Annotated in this window: 13 protein-coding genes; 4 read left to right on the top strand and 9 right to left on the bottom strand. The window is 72.6% G+C overall.

All coding sequences use genetic code 11. The features are described 5' to 3' along the window. The 4 genes from JUB10_RS09695 to JUB10_RS09680 form a co-directional block, all read right to left on the bottom strand. Nucleotides 1-792 carry a DUF4397 domain-containing protein gene (locus JUB10_RS09695; protein ID WP_207456208.1) on the bottom strand — a complete coding sequence of 264 codons (792 nt, stop codon included), beginning with the start codon at nucleotides 790-792 and terminating at the stop codon, nucleotides 1-3. Between the two features lie 144 nt (nucleotides 793-936). Next, on the bottom strand, nucleotides 937-1725 hold the full coding sequence (locus JUB10_RS09690) for a polyprenol monophosphomannose synthase (RefSeq protein WP_207456201.1): 789 nt from the start codon (nucleotides 1723-1725) through the stop codon (nucleotides 937-939). A gap of 97 nt (nucleotides 1726-1822) precedes the next feature. Next, complete coding sequence (locus tag JUB10_RS09685; protein ID WP_207456193.1) at nucleotides 1823-2836, bottom strand: glycosyl hydrolase family 8; 1014 nt, start codon at nucleotides 2834-2836, stop codon at nucleotides 1823-1825. A gap of 4 nt (nucleotides 2837-2840) precedes the next feature. Beyond that, nucleotides 2841-4622 (bottom strand): proline--tRNA ligase, encoded by a 1782-nt coding sequence (locus tag JUB10_RS09680; protein ID WP_207456184.1) that lies wholly within the window; start codon nucleotides 4620-4622, stop codon nucleotides 2841-2843. Between the two features lie 77 nt (nucleotides 4623-4699). Between JUB10_RS09680 and poxB the strand changes: the two genes are divergently transcribed. Beyond that, entirely contained in the window at nucleotides 4700-6418 is a 1719-nt protein-coding gene (poxB, locus tag JUB10_RS09675; RefSeq protein WP_207456183.1) for a ubiquinone-dependent pyruvate dehydrogenase, read from the top strand. Between the two features lie 3 nt (nucleotides 6419-6421). Here the strand turns inward: poxB and JUB10_RS09670 are convergent, their stop codons facing one another. From JUB10_RS09670 to JUB10_RS09660, 3 genes are all read right to left on the bottom strand, one after another. After that, entirely contained in the window at nucleotides 6422-7186 is a 765-nt protein-coding gene (locus tag JUB10_RS09670; protein ID WP_207456176.1) for an SGNH/GDSL hydrolase family protein, read from the bottom strand. Between the two features lie 7 nt (nucleotides 7187-7193). Beyond that, the gene (gene ispG, locus JUB10_RS09665) at nucleotides 7194-8342 is read right to left on the bottom strand and encodes a flavodoxin-dependent (E)-4-hydroxy-3-methylbut-2-enyl-diphosphate synthase (protein ID WP_207456174.1); all 1149 of its coding nucleotides are present in this window, start codon (nucleotides 8340-8342) and stop codon (nucleotides 7194-7196) included. Nucleotides 8343-8404: 62 nt separating this feature from the next. Continuing rightward, a complete protein-coding gene (locus JUB10_RS09660) occupies nucleotides 8405-9733 on the bottom strand; it encodes a M50 family metallopeptidase (RefSeq protein ID WP_207456166.1) in 1329 nt (442 codons plus the stop codon). 75 nt (nucleotides 9734-9808) lie between these two features. Here JUB10_RS09660 and JUB10_RS09655 point away from each other — a divergent pair, with 75 nt between their 5' ends. Genes JUB10_RS09655 through JUB10_RS09645 form a run of 3 tightly spaced genes read left to right on the top strand, consistent with a single transcriptional unit; the run spans nucleotide 9809 to nucleotide 12412 of the window. After that, on the top strand, nucleotides 9809-11122 hold the full coding sequence (locus JUB10_RS09655; protein ID WP_207456165.1) for a serine/threonine-protein kinase: 1314 nt from the start codon (nucleotides 9809-9811) through the stop codon (nucleotides 11120-11122). Continuing rightward, the gene (locus tag JUB10_RS09650; RefSeq protein WP_207456163.1) at nucleotides 11119-11724 is read left to right on the top strand and encodes a hypothetical protein; all 606 of its coding nucleotides are present in this window, start codon (nucleotides 11119-11121) and stop codon (nucleotides 11722-11724) included. Before JUB10_RS09655 ends, JUB10_RS09650 begins: the two co-directional genes overlap by 4 nt. A 52-nt stretch (nucleotides 11725-11776) precedes the next feature. Next, nucleotides 11777-12412, top strand: coding sequence for a hypothetical protein (locus tag JUB10_RS09645; RefSeq protein ID WP_207456161.1), 636 nt, complete (start codon nucleotides 11777-11779; stop codon nucleotides 12410-12412). A gap of 14 nt (nucleotides 12413-12426) precedes the next feature. Here the strand turns inward: JUB10_RS09645 and dxr are convergent, their stop codons facing one another. After that, a complete protein-coding gene (gene dxr / locus JUB10_RS09640; RefSeq protein WP_207456159.1) occupies nucleotides 12427-13509 on the bottom strand; it encodes a 1-deoxy-D-xylulose-5-phosphate reductoisomerase in 1083 nt (360 codons plus the stop codon). Then, entirely contained in the window at nucleotides 13509-14486 is a 978-nt protein-coding gene (locus JUB10_RS15060; protein ID WP_207456157.1) for an FKBP-type peptidyl-prolyl cis-trans isomerase, read from the bottom strand. The genes dxr and JUB10_RS15060 overlap by 1 nt, the downstream gene beginning before the upstream one ends. Nucleotides 14487-14534: the final 48 nt, after the last annotated feature.

The raw sequence follows: 14534 nt of genomic DNA, 5'->3' as shown, positions 1-14534 counted from the left end.
CTACACCGCGAGGAGGGCGCCGCGCGGCACCGCGAGCGACGGCGCGGACTCCGCCTGGGCGAGCCAGCCGCCGCCGGTGTCGACGCCGCCGATCGGTCGCTGCGCGGTCGCGGCGCTGTCGACCACCGCGGTCGCGGTGAGGCCGCCGTCGGCGGTGTCGAGCACGAGCAGGGTGGAGACGGTGCCCGCGGCGAGATCGACGTCCGCGCTCGCGCTCGCGCCGCCGCTGCCGGAGAGTTCGACGGTCCTGGTGCCCGCCGGGAGGGCCGCGTAGCCGGATGCCTCGCCCGTGTCCGCCTGTTCGGCCAGCACCTCGCCGGCCGTGGTGCGCACGGTCACCGGGTCGGACACCGTCGACGCCTGCAGCACGCGCACGCGGGCCTGTCCCTCAGCGGGCGGGGTGAGGTCGTCCTCGAAGACCGACGCCTGCAGTGCGTCGTTCGGGCCGTAGGCGGCGACGGTCAGCGCGCGGCCCGCCGTGACGTCGATCGCGGCGCTGATCACGGGCGGCGCCGACGCGGGGTCGGTACCCGCCGGGATCATGCTGATCGTGTAGCCGCCGGGCTCGAGCTCCTGGTACGCGGAGACGACGCCGTACCCGACATCCGTCAGCTCGAACGACCCGCCCGCGTCGGCGGCGACGACGACGTCGACCTCGGCGGTGTCGGGCGAGAGGTGCGCCAGGCGCAGCAGTCCGCCCTCCTCGACCGCGGCGGCCGGGGCGGGCACGAGGGCGGCGAGCAGGGCGCCCAGCGCGAGGGCGGCTCCGGCGGCGGCGGGACGGGAGGGCATGGCGATCCTTCCGAGGAGCGGCTGTCCCTTGCGTCGTGCCCGCAGGCCGCCGGACCCAAACAGGGTCGGCTGCGGCTCTCAGGCCGATCGGAGGATCAGGCCGACCGGAGGATCGGTGGTCGAGGCTTTCCCAGGAGCGGAGCGTCAGCGCTGCGGAAGCGCCAGGTGGTAGCCCTCGCGCACCGACGGGAGGCGCCGGCCGTGCAGCATCCGCTCGCCCATCGCGCGCATGCGGCGCGAGAGGCCCCAGCCCGTGACGCGGGCGAGCGACTCCACGACGATGTCGGTGCTCATCTTCGACTCGCCGACGACCCGCTCCGTGAACGTGATGGGCGTCTCGGCGACCCGCAGCCCGCGCTCCAGCGCGCGCCACAGCAGGTCCACCTGGAAGCAGTAGCCCTGGCTCGCCACCGTCTCGAGCTCGATCGTGCGCAGCGCGCTCGCGCGGAAGACGCGATAGCCGCCGGTCGCGTCGCGCACGTCGATGCCGAGCGCGATCCGGGTGTAGGTGTTGCCGCCGCGGCTCAGCAGCTCGCGGCGCAGCGGCCAGTTCTCGACCCGGCCGCCGGGCACCCAGCGGCTGCCGAGCACGAGGTCGTGCTCCTCGAGCAGCCCGAGCATCCGGGGCAGGTCCTCCGGGTGGTGCGAGCCGTCGGCGTCGAGTTCGACGATCGCAAAGTAGTCGCGCTCGAGACCCCAGGCGAAGCCCGCCCGGTACGCCCCGCCGAGTCCGTTCTTCTCGCTGCGGTGCAGCACGTGCACCTCCGGATGCCGGGCGGCGAGGGCGTCGGCGAGGTCTCCGGTTCCGTCGGGCGAGTTGTCGTCGACGACGAGCACGTGCGCGTCGACCGGCAGCGCGAGCACGCGCTCGACGATCGGCGTGATGTTCTCGCGCTCGTTGTACGTGGGGATGACGACGAGGCAGTGCGGCATGCTCACCTGCTTTCCGGAACGCCCGACTGACCTTCTATGTAACCCGGTCGGCTCGCCGCGATCCTGGGGTTGCCTGGGAACGGGGCAGGAACGACCATCAGCCCGGCAGTGACGAGGGGTCGAGCACCGGGTGGCCGCCGAGGGTGTCCGTGGTGAGCAGCGCCGCGCCGAGCGCGAGCCACGCGTCGCCGTAGTAGCCCGGGTACCGCACCCCCAGGTCGAGCGCGCGGCGGAGATCCGCGGCCGCGTCGGCTTCGCGCCCGGCGGCGCCGAGTGCCGCGGCGCGTGCGATGTACCCGAGCGGGTGCTGTTCGTCGGAGAGCGGCGTGCCGTCCAGCGCGAGCACCATCGGCAGCGCGGATCCGCTCCCGAGTGCGGGCAGCAGCGACGCGGCCCTGGCTCGGTCGGCGGCGGCCGGTGACTCCGCATGCCGGATCGGCAGCCGCGCGGCGTCGTAGGAGTAGCGGATGCCGGGCCCGGGCTCGGCCGCCGGTTCGGCACGCCCGTCGGGGTGCACGAGCGCCCAGTCGGGAGGCAGCGGCGAGTCGAGGAGTCGCTCGGCGACGGCGGCCGATCCCGCGGCGAGCTCGGCCCACCGCGGGTCGCCGGACGCGCGGCCGAGCACGGCGTAGGCGGCGGGCGAGGCGTAGCTGGGGTTGTACGGAACGGGACCGCGCGGGCGGCGCGCCCAGGTGCCCGGCAGCAGCACGCGCCCGGCATCCGTCGGCATCGTGAGCCCGTCGAGCACGGCGGCGGCGAGGGCGAGGCCGTCGTCGCAGAGGTCGTCGCGGCCGAACCTCTCCCCCGCGAGCACGAGCGCGCGGGCGGCGTCGAGGTCGGCGTCGCTCGCGGGCTCGGCATCCGTCACGGCGCCGGCCCAGTGCCACGACAGGAGGGCGTCAGTCCGCTGCAGGTGCAGCCTGGTCCACTGCCAGACGAGCTCGGTGCGGCGCTCGTCGGCGGTCGCGACCGCGAGCAAGAGGGCGTACGCCTGCCCCTCGCTGACCGTGTCGCCGCGCTGGTCGTGCCGCACGACGCGGCCGTCGGGGGCGAGGTGGCGCGCGAAGAACCGGTCGGTGAGGTGCGCGACCACGCCTACCGGCTCCGTCACGGCATCAGGCGGAGGCGCTGAGGTCGGCGCGCACGCGGTCGGCGATCTCGGTGAGCGGCACCTGGGTGCGCTCGCCCGAACGACGGTCCCACAGCTCGACGACGCCGTCGGCGACGCCGCGACCGACGATGACGATCGTCGGCACCCCGAGCAGCTCCGCGTCGCCGAACTTCACGCCGGGCGAGACCTTCGGCCGGTCGTCGTAGAGCACGTCGAGCCCGTGGGCGTCGAGCTGGTCGACGAGGAACGCGGCCGACGAGAACACCGCCTCGTCCTTGCCGGTGGCGATGACGTGCACGTCGAAGGGCGAGACCTCGCGGGGCCAGATGAGGCCCTTCTCGTCGTTGTTCGTCTCGGCGATGATCGCGAGCACGCGGGTGACGCCGATGCCGTACGAGCCCATCGTGACGGTGACGAGCTTGCCGTTCTCGTCGAGCACCTTGAGGCCGAGGGCCTCGGCGTACTTGCGGCCGAGCTGGAAGACGTGGCCGATCTCCATGCCGCGGGCGGTCTCGATGGGGCCGGAGCCGTCGGGCGCGGGGTCGCCCTCGCGCACCTCGGCGGCCTCGATGAAGCCGTCGCCCGTGAAGTCGCGACCCGCCACGAGACCGAAGACGTGCTTCTCGTGCTCGTTCGCGCCGGTGACCCACGCGGTGCCGTCGACGATGCGGGGGTCGAGGAGGAACCGGATGTCGGTCGCGGAGTCCTCGCCGAGCACGGGCCCAAGCGCAGACCACGGCCCGATGTAGCCCTTGACGAGGTCGGCGACCTTGTCGAAGTCCTCCTCGGTGGCGGGCTCGACCTCGGCGGGGGCGAAGGCGACCTCGACGCGCTTCATGTCGACCTCGCGGTCGCCGGGCACGCCGACGACGACGAGCTCGCGGCGCCCGTCGAGGTGGGTGAGCGCGAGCACGACGTTCTTGAGGGTGTCGGATGCCTGCCAGGGGCGGTCCTCGCGCGGGTACTCCGCGTTGAGCAGCTCGACGAGGGTCGCGATCGTGGGGGTGCCGGGGCTGTCGAAGACGGTCGGCGCGGGGGCGCCCGTCGCGTCGACGGGCTCGGGGATCTGCGTCGTGTACGCCTCGACGTTCGCGGCGTAGCCGCCGGCCGAGCGCACGAACGTGTCCTCGCCGACGGGGGTGGGGTGCAGGAACTCCTCGCTGCGCGAGCCGCCCATCGCACCGGCATCCGCCTGCACGATGACGTACTCGAGACCGAGGCGGGCGAAGATGCGCTCGTAGGCGTCGCGCTGCGCCTGGTAGCTCCGGTCGAGACCCTCGTCCGTGTGGTCGAAGGAGTACGCGTCCTTCATCGTGAACTCGCGGCCGCGCAGCAGGCCCGCGCGGGGTCGCGCCTCGTCGCGGTACTTGTCCTGGATCTGGAAGATCGTGAGAGGCAGGTCCTTGTACGAGGAGTACAGGTCCTTGACGAGGAGGGTGAAGACCTCCTCGTGCGTGGGCGCGAGCAGGTAGTCGGCGCCCTTGCGGTCCTTGAGCCGGAAGATGCCGTCGCCGTACTCGGTCCACCGGCCGGTCGCCTCGTAGGGCTCACGCGGCAGCAGCGCGGGGAACAGCACCTCCTGCGCGCCCGCGCGCTCCATCTCCTGGCGGATGATCCGCTCGACCTTGGCGCGCACGCGCAGCCCGAGCGGCAGCCAGGCGAAGACCCCCGGCGCCTGGCGGCGGATGTACCCGGCGCGCACGAGGAGCCGGTGGCTCGTCACCTCGGCGTCGGACGGGTCCTCGCGCAGCGTGCGGACGAAGAGCTGGGACAGGCGCGTTGACACCCCGCAATCCTACTGAGCGGGCCGGATGCCTCCGCCGTCACCGGTTCCGCTCAGCCGCCGCCCCCAGCATGGCGGGTATGACGACGGTGGCGGAGAACCTGGTGGCGTTGCTCGAGGCGAACGGCGTGAGCCGGGTATGGGGTGTCGCGGGCGACTCGCTCAACGGGGTCACCGACGCGATCCGGAACTCCTCTATCGAGTGGACGCCGGTGCGCCACGAGGAGGGCGCGGCATTCGCGGCGGCGGGCGAAGCGGCCGTGACCGGGGCGCTCGCGGTGTGCGCCGGCAGCAGCGGCCCCGGCAACACGCACCTGGTGAACGGTCTCTACGACGCGCAGCGCAGCCGGGTGCCGGTGCTCGCGATCGCGGCGCACATTCCCGGGAGCGAGCTCGGCTCCGGGTACTTCCAGGAGACGCAGCCGACGGACCTCTTCCGCGACTGCAGCGTGTACTGCGAGCTCGCGGCGACGCCGGAGCAGCTGCCGCGCGTGTTCGAGATCGCGATCCGCACGGCGCTCGAGAAGCGGGGCGTCGCCGTCGTCGTGCTGCCGCCCGAGGTCGCCCTCGCCGCCGCGGCGGACGAGCGGGTCATCCGCATCCGGCCGAGCCGCTCCGCCGTGCTGCCTGCGGAGGAGGACCTGCGCGAGGCGGCGGCCGTGCTCAACCGGGCGTCGCGCGTCACGATCCTCGCCGGCGCCGGCGTGGAGGGAGCCCACGACGAACTCGTCGCGACCGCCGACCGGCTCGCCGCCCCGGTCGTGCACGCGCTGCGCGGCAAGGAGTTCGTCGAGTACGACAACCCGTTCGACGTCGGCATGACCGGGCTGCTCGGCTTCGCCTCCGGGTACCGGGCCATGGAGCGCTGCGACGTGCTGCTCGTCGTCAGCAGCGACCTGCCCTATGTGCAGTTCTATCCGGAGCACGCCGCCGTCGTGCAGCTCGACGTGCGCGGCGAGCACATCGGGCGACGGGTGCCCGTCGAGGTCGGACTGGTCGGCACGACGAAGGAGACGCTCACGGCGCTCCTCCCCCTCCTCGAGGGCGACCGCTCCCGCGACCACCTCGACGACGCGCTCGAGCACTACCGCCGCACCCGCCGAGGCCTCGACGAGCTGACGGAGCCGACCCGGCGCGGCGCGCTGCGGCCGGAGCACCTCACGCGGGTGCTCGACGAGGTGGCATCCGACGACGCGGTCTTCCTGCCCGACGTCGGTACGCCGGTGATCTGGGGGTGCCGCTACCTGACGATGAACGGGCGACGCCGGATGCTCGGCTCGTTCTGGCACGGCACGATGGCCGCCGCCACGCCGCTCGCGGCGGGAGTGCAGGCCGCCGACCGGGGCCGGCAGGTCATCGCCATGGCGGGCGACGGCGGACTCGCGATGCTGCTCGGCGAGCTGCTGACGCTGCGGCACAACCGGTTGCCGGTGAAGGTCGTGGTCTACAACAACTCCTCGCTCGCGTTCGTCGACCTGGAGATGAAGGCGGCCGGGTTCGTGACCCATGCCACGGCGCTCGACGCCACGGACTTCGCGGCGATCGCGACGGCGATGGGACTGCACGGCGAGCGGGTCGAGCGCTCCGAGGAGCTGCGGCCCGCGCTCGAGCGCGCGCTCGCCCACGACGGTCCCGCGGTGGTCGACGTCGTGGTCGAACCGCAGGAGCTCTCTCTGCCGCCGAGCATCACCGCGGAGCAGGCGAAGGGGTTCGCGCTCTACGCGCTGCGCACGGTGCTCGCCGGCAACGGGCGGGAGCTGATCGACCTCGCGCGCGCCAACCTCAAGCAGGTGTTCTGACGCTCAGGCGAGCACGACGGGTTCGAGCGTCGGCCGCTTGGGCGTGCGTCCGTCGCCGGACGAGCGGCCGCTGAGCCGGCGGCCGAGCCACGGCAGCACGTACTCCCGGTAGTAGCCCGCCGTGCGTCTGGCCGGGGCGCCGGGCGCGGCGGCGGCGACCTCGTCGACGCCCCACTCCGGCGGCACCGGAACGTCGAGCGCTCGCAGCACGTTGGCGGCGACGCGGGCGTGCCCGGCGGGACCGAGGTGCAGCAGGTCCTCGGACCAGTAGCGGATGTCGCGCAGGCCCTCGTCGCCGAAGTTGTCGACGACCGTGACGGCGGCGGGCAGGTCGCGGGACAGCAGCTCACGGGTCATCCGCCGGCCTCGGGTCGACATGATGCGGCCCATCGGCAGGTGCGCGGACGGGTCTCCGCCGCTCAGCAGCAGCACGTGGGCGCCACTGTCGGCGATGCGGGCGACGGCGTCGTGCAGCCGGTCGACGACCGCTGCCATGTCGATGCGCGGGCGCATGATGTCGTTGCCGCCGCCGTTGATGCTCACGAGATCGGCGCCGAGCGCGATCGCGGCGTCGACCTGCTCCTCGACGATCGGGCCGAGCTTGCGGCCCCGGATCGCGAGGTTCGCGTAGCGGAACTCCTCGGGAGCGGCGTGCCGGGCGAGCCCGATCGCAACGAGGTCGGCCCAGCCCCGCTCCGAGCCGTCGGGCAGCACGTCGCCGACGCCCTCGGTGAAGCTGTCGCCGATCGCGACGAGACTGCGGAACACGGGCCTGCTAGGCGGTGACGACCTGAGGCGTGCCGGTGGCGCCCGCCGGCATCTCGGCGGCGAGGCGGTTCGCCTCGGCGATCAGCGTCTCGACGATCTCCGACTCCGGCACGGTCTTGATCACCTCGCCCTTGACGAAGATCTGTCCCTTGCCGTTGCCGGATGCCACGCCGAGGTCGGCCTCGCGGGCCTCACCCGGACCGTTGACGACGCAGCCCATGACGGCGACGCGCAGCGGGACGCTCATGCCCTGCAGGCCCTCGGTGACGTTCTCGGCGAGCGAGTAGACGTCGACCTGGGCGCGACCGCACGAGGGGCAGGAGACGATCTCGAGCTTGCGCTCGCGCAGGTTGAGCGACTGCAGGATCTGCAGGCCGACCTTGACCTCCTCGACGGGCGGCGCGGAGAGCGAGACGCGGATCGTGTCGCCGATGCCCTCCGACAGCAGGATGCCGAACGCCGTCGCGCTCTTGATCGTGCCCTGGAACGCGGGGCCCGCCTCGGTGACGCCGAGGTGCAGCGGCCAGTCGCCGCGCTCGGCGAGCAGCCGGTACGCCTTCACCATGACGATCGGGTCGTTGTGCTTGACCGAGATCTTGAAGTCGTGGAAGTCGTGCTCCTCGAACAGGCTCGCCTCCCACACGGCGCTCTCGACGAGCGCCTCGGGGGTGGCCTTGCCGTACTTCTGCAGCAGGCGCGGGTCGAGGGAGCCGGCGTTCACGCCGATACGGATCGAGACGCCCGCCTCCTTGGCGCGGCGCGCGATCTCGCCGACCTGGTCGTCGAACTTTCGGATGTTGCCGGGGTTCACGCGCACGGCGGCGCAGCCGGCGTCGATCGCCGCGTAGACGTAGTTCGGCTGGAAGTGGATGTCGGCGATCACCGGGATCTGGCTCTTCTTCGCGATGATCGGAAGGGCCTCGGCGTCGTCGCGGCTCGGCACGGCGACGCGCACGATGTCGCATCCGGAGGCCGTGAGCTCGGCGATCTGCTGCAGCGTCGCGTTGATGTTCGGCGTCGGCGTCGTGGTCATCGACTGCACGCTCACCGGGGCGTCGCCGCCGACGAGCACCTTGCCCACCTTGATCTGCCGCGACTTGCGGCGGGGGCTCAGGACTTCGGGGACCTTCGGCATACCGAGATTCACTGCTGGCACGCCGAGAAGTTTAGGACCGGGCGGTGGGCGATCGCTGGACGGCGCGACCGCCCGGAGCGGCGTCAGAGGATGCTGACCGGGTTCACGATGTCCGCGTAGATGAGCAGCAGGCTCATGCCGCCGAACAGGAGGACGACGGCGAACGTGATCGGGATGATCTTCGCCGTGTCGACGGGGCCGGGGTCGGGGCGGCGGAAGAGCTTCGCGAAGAAGCGGCGGACGCCCTCGATCACCGCGCCGGCGACGTGACCGCCGTCGAGCGGCAGCAGCGGGATGAGGTTGAAGACGAACAGCGCGATGTTGAGGCTCGCGAGGAGCCCCAGCAGGTAGGAGATGCGCTCGACGATCGGGATGGTGTCGAGGCTCGTGATCTCCCCCGCGATGCGGCCGACGCCGACGATGCTCATCGGCCCCTCGGGGTCGCGCTCCTCCGTGCCGAACGCGGCCTGCGCGATGTCGACGAGCCGCTCGGGAAGGGTGAGCACGATCCCGGCGACGCGCACGATGTTGTCGCCGACGGCGGGCAGCACCTCGGATGCGGGCTGGCGGACGATCTCGTAGGCCGGCCCGATCCCGACGAAGCCGACCTGCTGGGTGACGGGAGCGCCGGAGGCGTCCTCGACGAGGGCGCCGGACGAGTCGGTGACGTAGCGCTCGGAGAGGAGCGGGGTCACCGTGGCATCCGTCGTCTCGCCCTCGCGCACGATCGTGAACTCGAGCGGGTCTCCGGCGGACTCGCGGATGAGGGCGGTCGCCTGGTTCCAGGACGTGATGGCCGTGCCGTCGATGGCCTCGATCCGGTCGCCGGGCAGGAGACCCGCCGCGTTGCCGGGCGCCTCGGTGTCGCCGCTCTGGCAGGTCTGGCGCTCGCTGGTCGCTGGCAGCACGCACTCCTGCACGTTGCCGATCGTCGTGGAGGGGGTCTGGATGCCGAAGAGGCAGAGCACGACGGCGTAGAGCACGACGCCGATCAGCAGGTTCATGACCGGCCCGCCGAGCATCACGACGATGCGCTTGAGCACGGGCAGCCGGTAGAAGGTGCGGGCCTCCTCGCCCTCCGGCACGGTCTCGGCGCTCGCGGTGCGGGCGTCCTGCACCAGGGTCTGGAAGAACCCGGTGCTCGCGGTGCGCGCCTTGCCGCCGGCCTTCGCCGGCGGGTACATGCCTGCCATGGAGATGTAACCGCCGAGCGGGATCGCCTTGAGGCCGTACTCCGTCTCGCCGCGCCGGAAGGAGAACAGGGTGCGGCCGAAGCCGATCATGTACTGACCGACCCGCACGCCGAAGAGCTTGGCAGGCACGAGGTGACCGATCTCGTGGAGACCGATCGAGACGATGACGCCGATCAGCACCACCACGATGCCGAGGACGTACAGGAGGGCGGCTTCCACGCGGAGAAGGGTAGCCGTAACGATCCGCTGAGTCTGCTGTACGCCCCTCAGGACGGCGGGGATATGGTGGGGATGATGAGCGGAGACACTGCGACTTCCGCCGCCTCCGAATTGACGGGCGAGATCGTCGGCGGACGATTCCGGCTCGATTCGATGCTGGGGCGCGGGGGCATGGCATCCGTGTACCGGGCGACGGACACGCTCCTCGGGCGTGCCGTCGCGATCAAGCTGTTCCGCTCCGACCCGACCGACGAGGACGATGCCCGGCGCCGTCACGAAGAGGTCCAGCTGCTCGCGAGCCTCAACCACCCCGCGCTCGTCACCCTGTTCGACGCCGGCGAGGAGCTCGCCGCGTCCTCGGGGCCCCGCTCCTACCTGGTCATGGAACTCGTCGAGGGCCCGGACCTGCGCCACCGGCTCCAGCAGGGCGCTCTCCCGGCCTCCGAGGTGGGTCTCATCGGGGCCGACGTCTGCGACGCGCTCGCGTACACGCATCACCGCGGCGTCGTGCACCGCGACGTCAAGCCCGCGAACATCCTCCTGCCCTCCCGCGGCACCGGCACCGGCACCCGCGCGAAGCTCGCCGACTTCGGCATCGCCCGCCTGATCGACGCCGCGCGGATGACCGGCACGGGCGCCGTCATCGGCACCGCGAGCTACCTCTCCCCCGAGCAGGCCGTCGGCGGGGACGTCACCGGCGCGAGCGACGTCTACTCGCTCGGTCTCGTGCTCGTCGAGGCCCTCACCGGGCAGCGCGCGTTCCCCGGCACGGCCGTCTCGGCCGTGGCGGCCAGGCTCAACCGCGACCCCGACATCCCCGACTACGTGGGCGACGCCTGGCGCGTGCTGCTGCGCGCGATGACCGCACGCGACGCCGCCGACCGCCCGAGCGCGGCCGACGCGGCGAAGAGCCTGCGCGCCCTCGTCGCCGAGGCGGCCGACGTGCCGGATGCCACCGTGCGCCTTCCCGTCACGGGCGCGCCCTCGTCGCCGCTGTCCTCCGACACCGGCTTCCAGCGGGAGCGCGAGTCGCTACCGCCCGCCCCGCAGTCCCCGGCCGACATCGACACCGCGGCGATGGCCGCGACACAGGCGCACGCCGCGCCCACGCCGGTGCGCCGCCCGGGCAGCGACAACGACACCCTCCTCCTCGACGCCGTCAAGCCGGTCGATGCGGAGCCGAAGCGGGAGCGTCGCGGCGGATGGCACCGCCGGGTGATCGCGATCGCCGTCGCCGCCCTCGTGCTCGTCGTCGGCGGAGCCGTGACCGGCCTCCTGCTGGTGAACCAGCAGGACGAGCCCGCGCGCTCGCTGCAGCAGAACTACCCCGTCGTGGACGGCGACCTCGGCAGCGACCTGCAGCAGCTCCAGGAGGCGGTGGAGCCGTGAAACGCCTCCTGATCGCGCTGCCGCTCGCCGGCATGCTCGCGCTCGCAGGCTGCGCCACGGAGCAGCCGCCGGAGTACGACCTCTCGACCGCGCAGGGCCTGCAGACCCAGGTGTACGCCGTCAGCGACCTCGCGGCGCAGGCCAAGCATCCAGAGGCGCTCGCGAAGCTCGACGAGCTGAGCGCGGCGGCCGGGGCCGCTCTGTCCGCCGGTCGGATCGACCAGGCCCGGTACGACCGGATCATGCTCGCGATCGAGCAGGTGCGCGGCCGGCTCGGCACGATCATCGCGAGCGGTGAGAAGGCGGCCCTCGAGCAGCAGCTGCAGGAGCAGCAGCGGCGGCTCGAGGAGCAGCAGGCCGAGATCGACGAGCAGCAGCGGCAGCAGCAGCAGCAGCAGTCCCCCGGCGGCTCGGGCGACGATTCGGGCGGCGACGACGTGGCGCCGATCGACGAGGACGTCGAGGCCGAAGTCGAGGAGAAGCTCGAGAAGGCGAAGGACGAGGCGGAGAAGAAGGCCGAGGAAGCCGAGAAGAAGGCCGAGGAAGCCAAGCAGAAGGCCGAGGAGCAGGCCGAGAAGCAGCAGGGGAAGAACGACGACTAGTCCGCACCGCCGCGCCGTCGCGCGCGGCCTGATCGCCCTGCCCCTCGCCACGATGCTCGCGCTGTCGGGCTGCTCGACCGACGGCGCCGCATCCGACTACGACCTCGCCACCGCGGAGCAACTCCAGTCGCAGGTCTACACCGTCAGCGACCTCGCAGCGCAGTCGAAGCACGCGGAGGCGCTGACCGCTCTCGACGAGATCGTGGCCGCCGCGGAGGCGGCGCTGTCGTCCGGCAAGATAGACCGCGCCCGCTACGACCGGATCATGCTCGCGGTCGAGCAGGTGCGCGGCACGCTGGGCACGATCATCGCCGAGGCGGAGCGCGCCGCGCTCGAGCAGCAACTGGCCGATCAGCAGGCGGAGCTGGACGAGCAGCAGAGCAGCGGCGGTACCGAGGACGACGCCTCAGGCGGAGGCACGGAGGACGACTCCGGCGACGAGGATTCCGGCGACGACGAGACGTCGGGCAACGACGACTCGGGCACCGGCAACAGCGGAAACGGGAACTCGGGCAGCGGGAACTCCGGCAACGGGAACACCGGCAACTCGGGCAACGGGAACTCCGGCAACGGCAACTCGGGGAACGGCGGCCCGGCCGGTCAGCCCTCTCCCTCGGCGTCCCCGGCGCCCTCCTCGCCCTCACCGTCTCCGTCCGCCGGCACGGGCGAGGACGGCGACGACGACTGATCGCCCGGGCGCGGCTAGCGCCCGAGCAGCGCGTCCGCCTCGGCGCGGGCCCAGCGCTCCGCGTCGAGCACGCCCTCGAGGCTGACCTCTCCCCCGTCGTGACGGTCAACCACGCGCGCGACCGTCTCGACGATGTCGAGATACCCGATGGCCCCGGCGTGGAACGCCTGCACGGCCTGCTCGTTCGCGGCGTTGAACACCGCGGGGTAGGTGCCGCGGGCCTCGCCGACGCGCTTGGCGAGCGCGACCGCCGGGAACGCGTCGCCGTCGAGCGGCTCGAACGTCCACGAGCTGGCGGTGGTCCAGTCGAGCGGGGCGCCGACGCCCGCGACCCGGTTCGGCCAGTCGAGCCCGAGCGAGATCGGCAACCGCATGTCGGGCGGCGAGCACTGGGCGATGGTGGAACCGTCGACGAACTCGACCATCGAGTGGACGATCGACTGCGGGTGCACGGTCACGTCGATCCGGTCGTACGGCACCCCGAAGAGCAGGTGGGCCTCGATCACCTCGAGACCCTTGTTGACGAGCGTCGAGGAGTTCGTCGTGACGACGAGCCCCATGTCCCACGTCGGGTGCGCCAGCGCCTCCCGCGGAGTGACGTTCCGCAGCGATTCCCGGCTGCGACCGCGGAACGGGCCGCCGGATGCCGTGAGCACGAGCCGCCGCACCTCCGCAGCGGTGCCGGAGCGCAGCGCCTGCGCGATCGCGGAGTGCTCCGAATCGACCGGCACGATCTGCCCGGGAGTGGCGAGCCCCGTCACGAGGTCGCCGCCGACGATGAGGCTCTCCTTGTTGGCGAGCGCGAGCGTCGTGCCCTTCTCCAGCGCGGCGAGCGTCGGGAGCAGCCCGACGGAGCCGGTGATGCCGTTGAGCACGACGTCGGCGTCCACGTCGCGCACGAGCTGCGCCGCCTCGTCGGCTCCGAACGCGGTGTGCTCGACGCCGAAGCGTTCCGCCTGCTCCGCGACGGTGGCGCGGTTGCTGCCCGCGGCGAGGCCGACGACCTCGAAACGGTCGCGGTTCGCCGCGATGACGTCGAGCGCCTGCGTGCCGATGGAGCCTGTCGAGCCGAGGATCAGGACGCGACGGGCACCCATCAGGTGGTGCCGAGGATGTCGACGACGAAGACGATCGTGTCGGTGCCCGCGATCCCGGCCTGCTCGTTGCCGGCCTCGCCGTAGCCCTGGTCCGGCGGCACGATGATCACGACCTGCGAGCCGGCGGTCTGCCCGACGAGCCCGTCGCGGAAGCCGGCCACGACGCCCTGCACCTGGAAGGACGAGGGCTCCCCGCGCTCCCAGCTCGAGTCGAACGCCTCGCCGGTGGTCCAGTTGACGCCGGTGTAGTGCACGCTCACGGTGCTCTGATCGGTGACGGTGGGTCCGTCGCCGCGCTTGAGCACCTCGGTCGACGTCGTCGTCGGCGGGGTCGCGCCCTCGGGGATGGTCAGGGTCGGCGTGCCGTCCTCGGCGAGCTCGACCTCGGGGAACCCGGCCTGGGGCTCCTGGTCGGCGCCGTTCGCGCGGTCGGGCTGCACCCAGACGAGGTCGGCGACGATGACGATCGTGTCGTCGGCGCCGACGCCCAGCTGCTCGGAGCCGGTGGTGCCGAAGCCCTGCGTCGGCGGCACGACGCCGACGACCTGCGAGCCCTGCGGAACGCAGTTGAGCGTCTCGACGATGCCGGTGAGCACCTGCGCGGGATCGATCGGGAACGAGACGAGCCCGCCGGGGGCGTAGCTCGACTGCTCGATGGGGGTCTGGGTGGTCGCGTTGTAGACCGTGAGGTTGGTCCAGACGGTGTCGCCGACCTCGGAGACGGGTCCGCTGCCCTCGACGGTGAGCGTCGCCTCGGTCCCCTCGGCCGTGAGGTCGGCGGGCGCGGTGACGGAGGGCGCCGTGCCGAAACCGCCGCTGACCTGCACCTGCTCGGTGGCCGCGCCGGGTTCCACGCAGTCGAGGTCCGCGGTCTGCGTCTCGGACGGGCTCGGGGTGGGCTCGGGCGTCGAGCTGCCGGAGCACCCGGTGAGCAGGAGCGCGAGCGAGGCGGTGAGGGCGACGGGGAGGGTGCGCACGGGAAACCTTCGGTGTCGAGGCGGGCGGTCGTCCACCTGCCGGTCGAA

It is taken from the genome of Desertivibrio insolitus (assembly GCF_017355965.1).
GTDB lineage: Bacteria > Actinomycetota > Actinomycetes > Actinomycetales > Microbacteriaceae > JAFIQW01.
The sequence above is the reverse complement of the archived record's forward strand: the minus strand, read 5'-3'. Positions and strand labels throughout refer to the sequence as shown.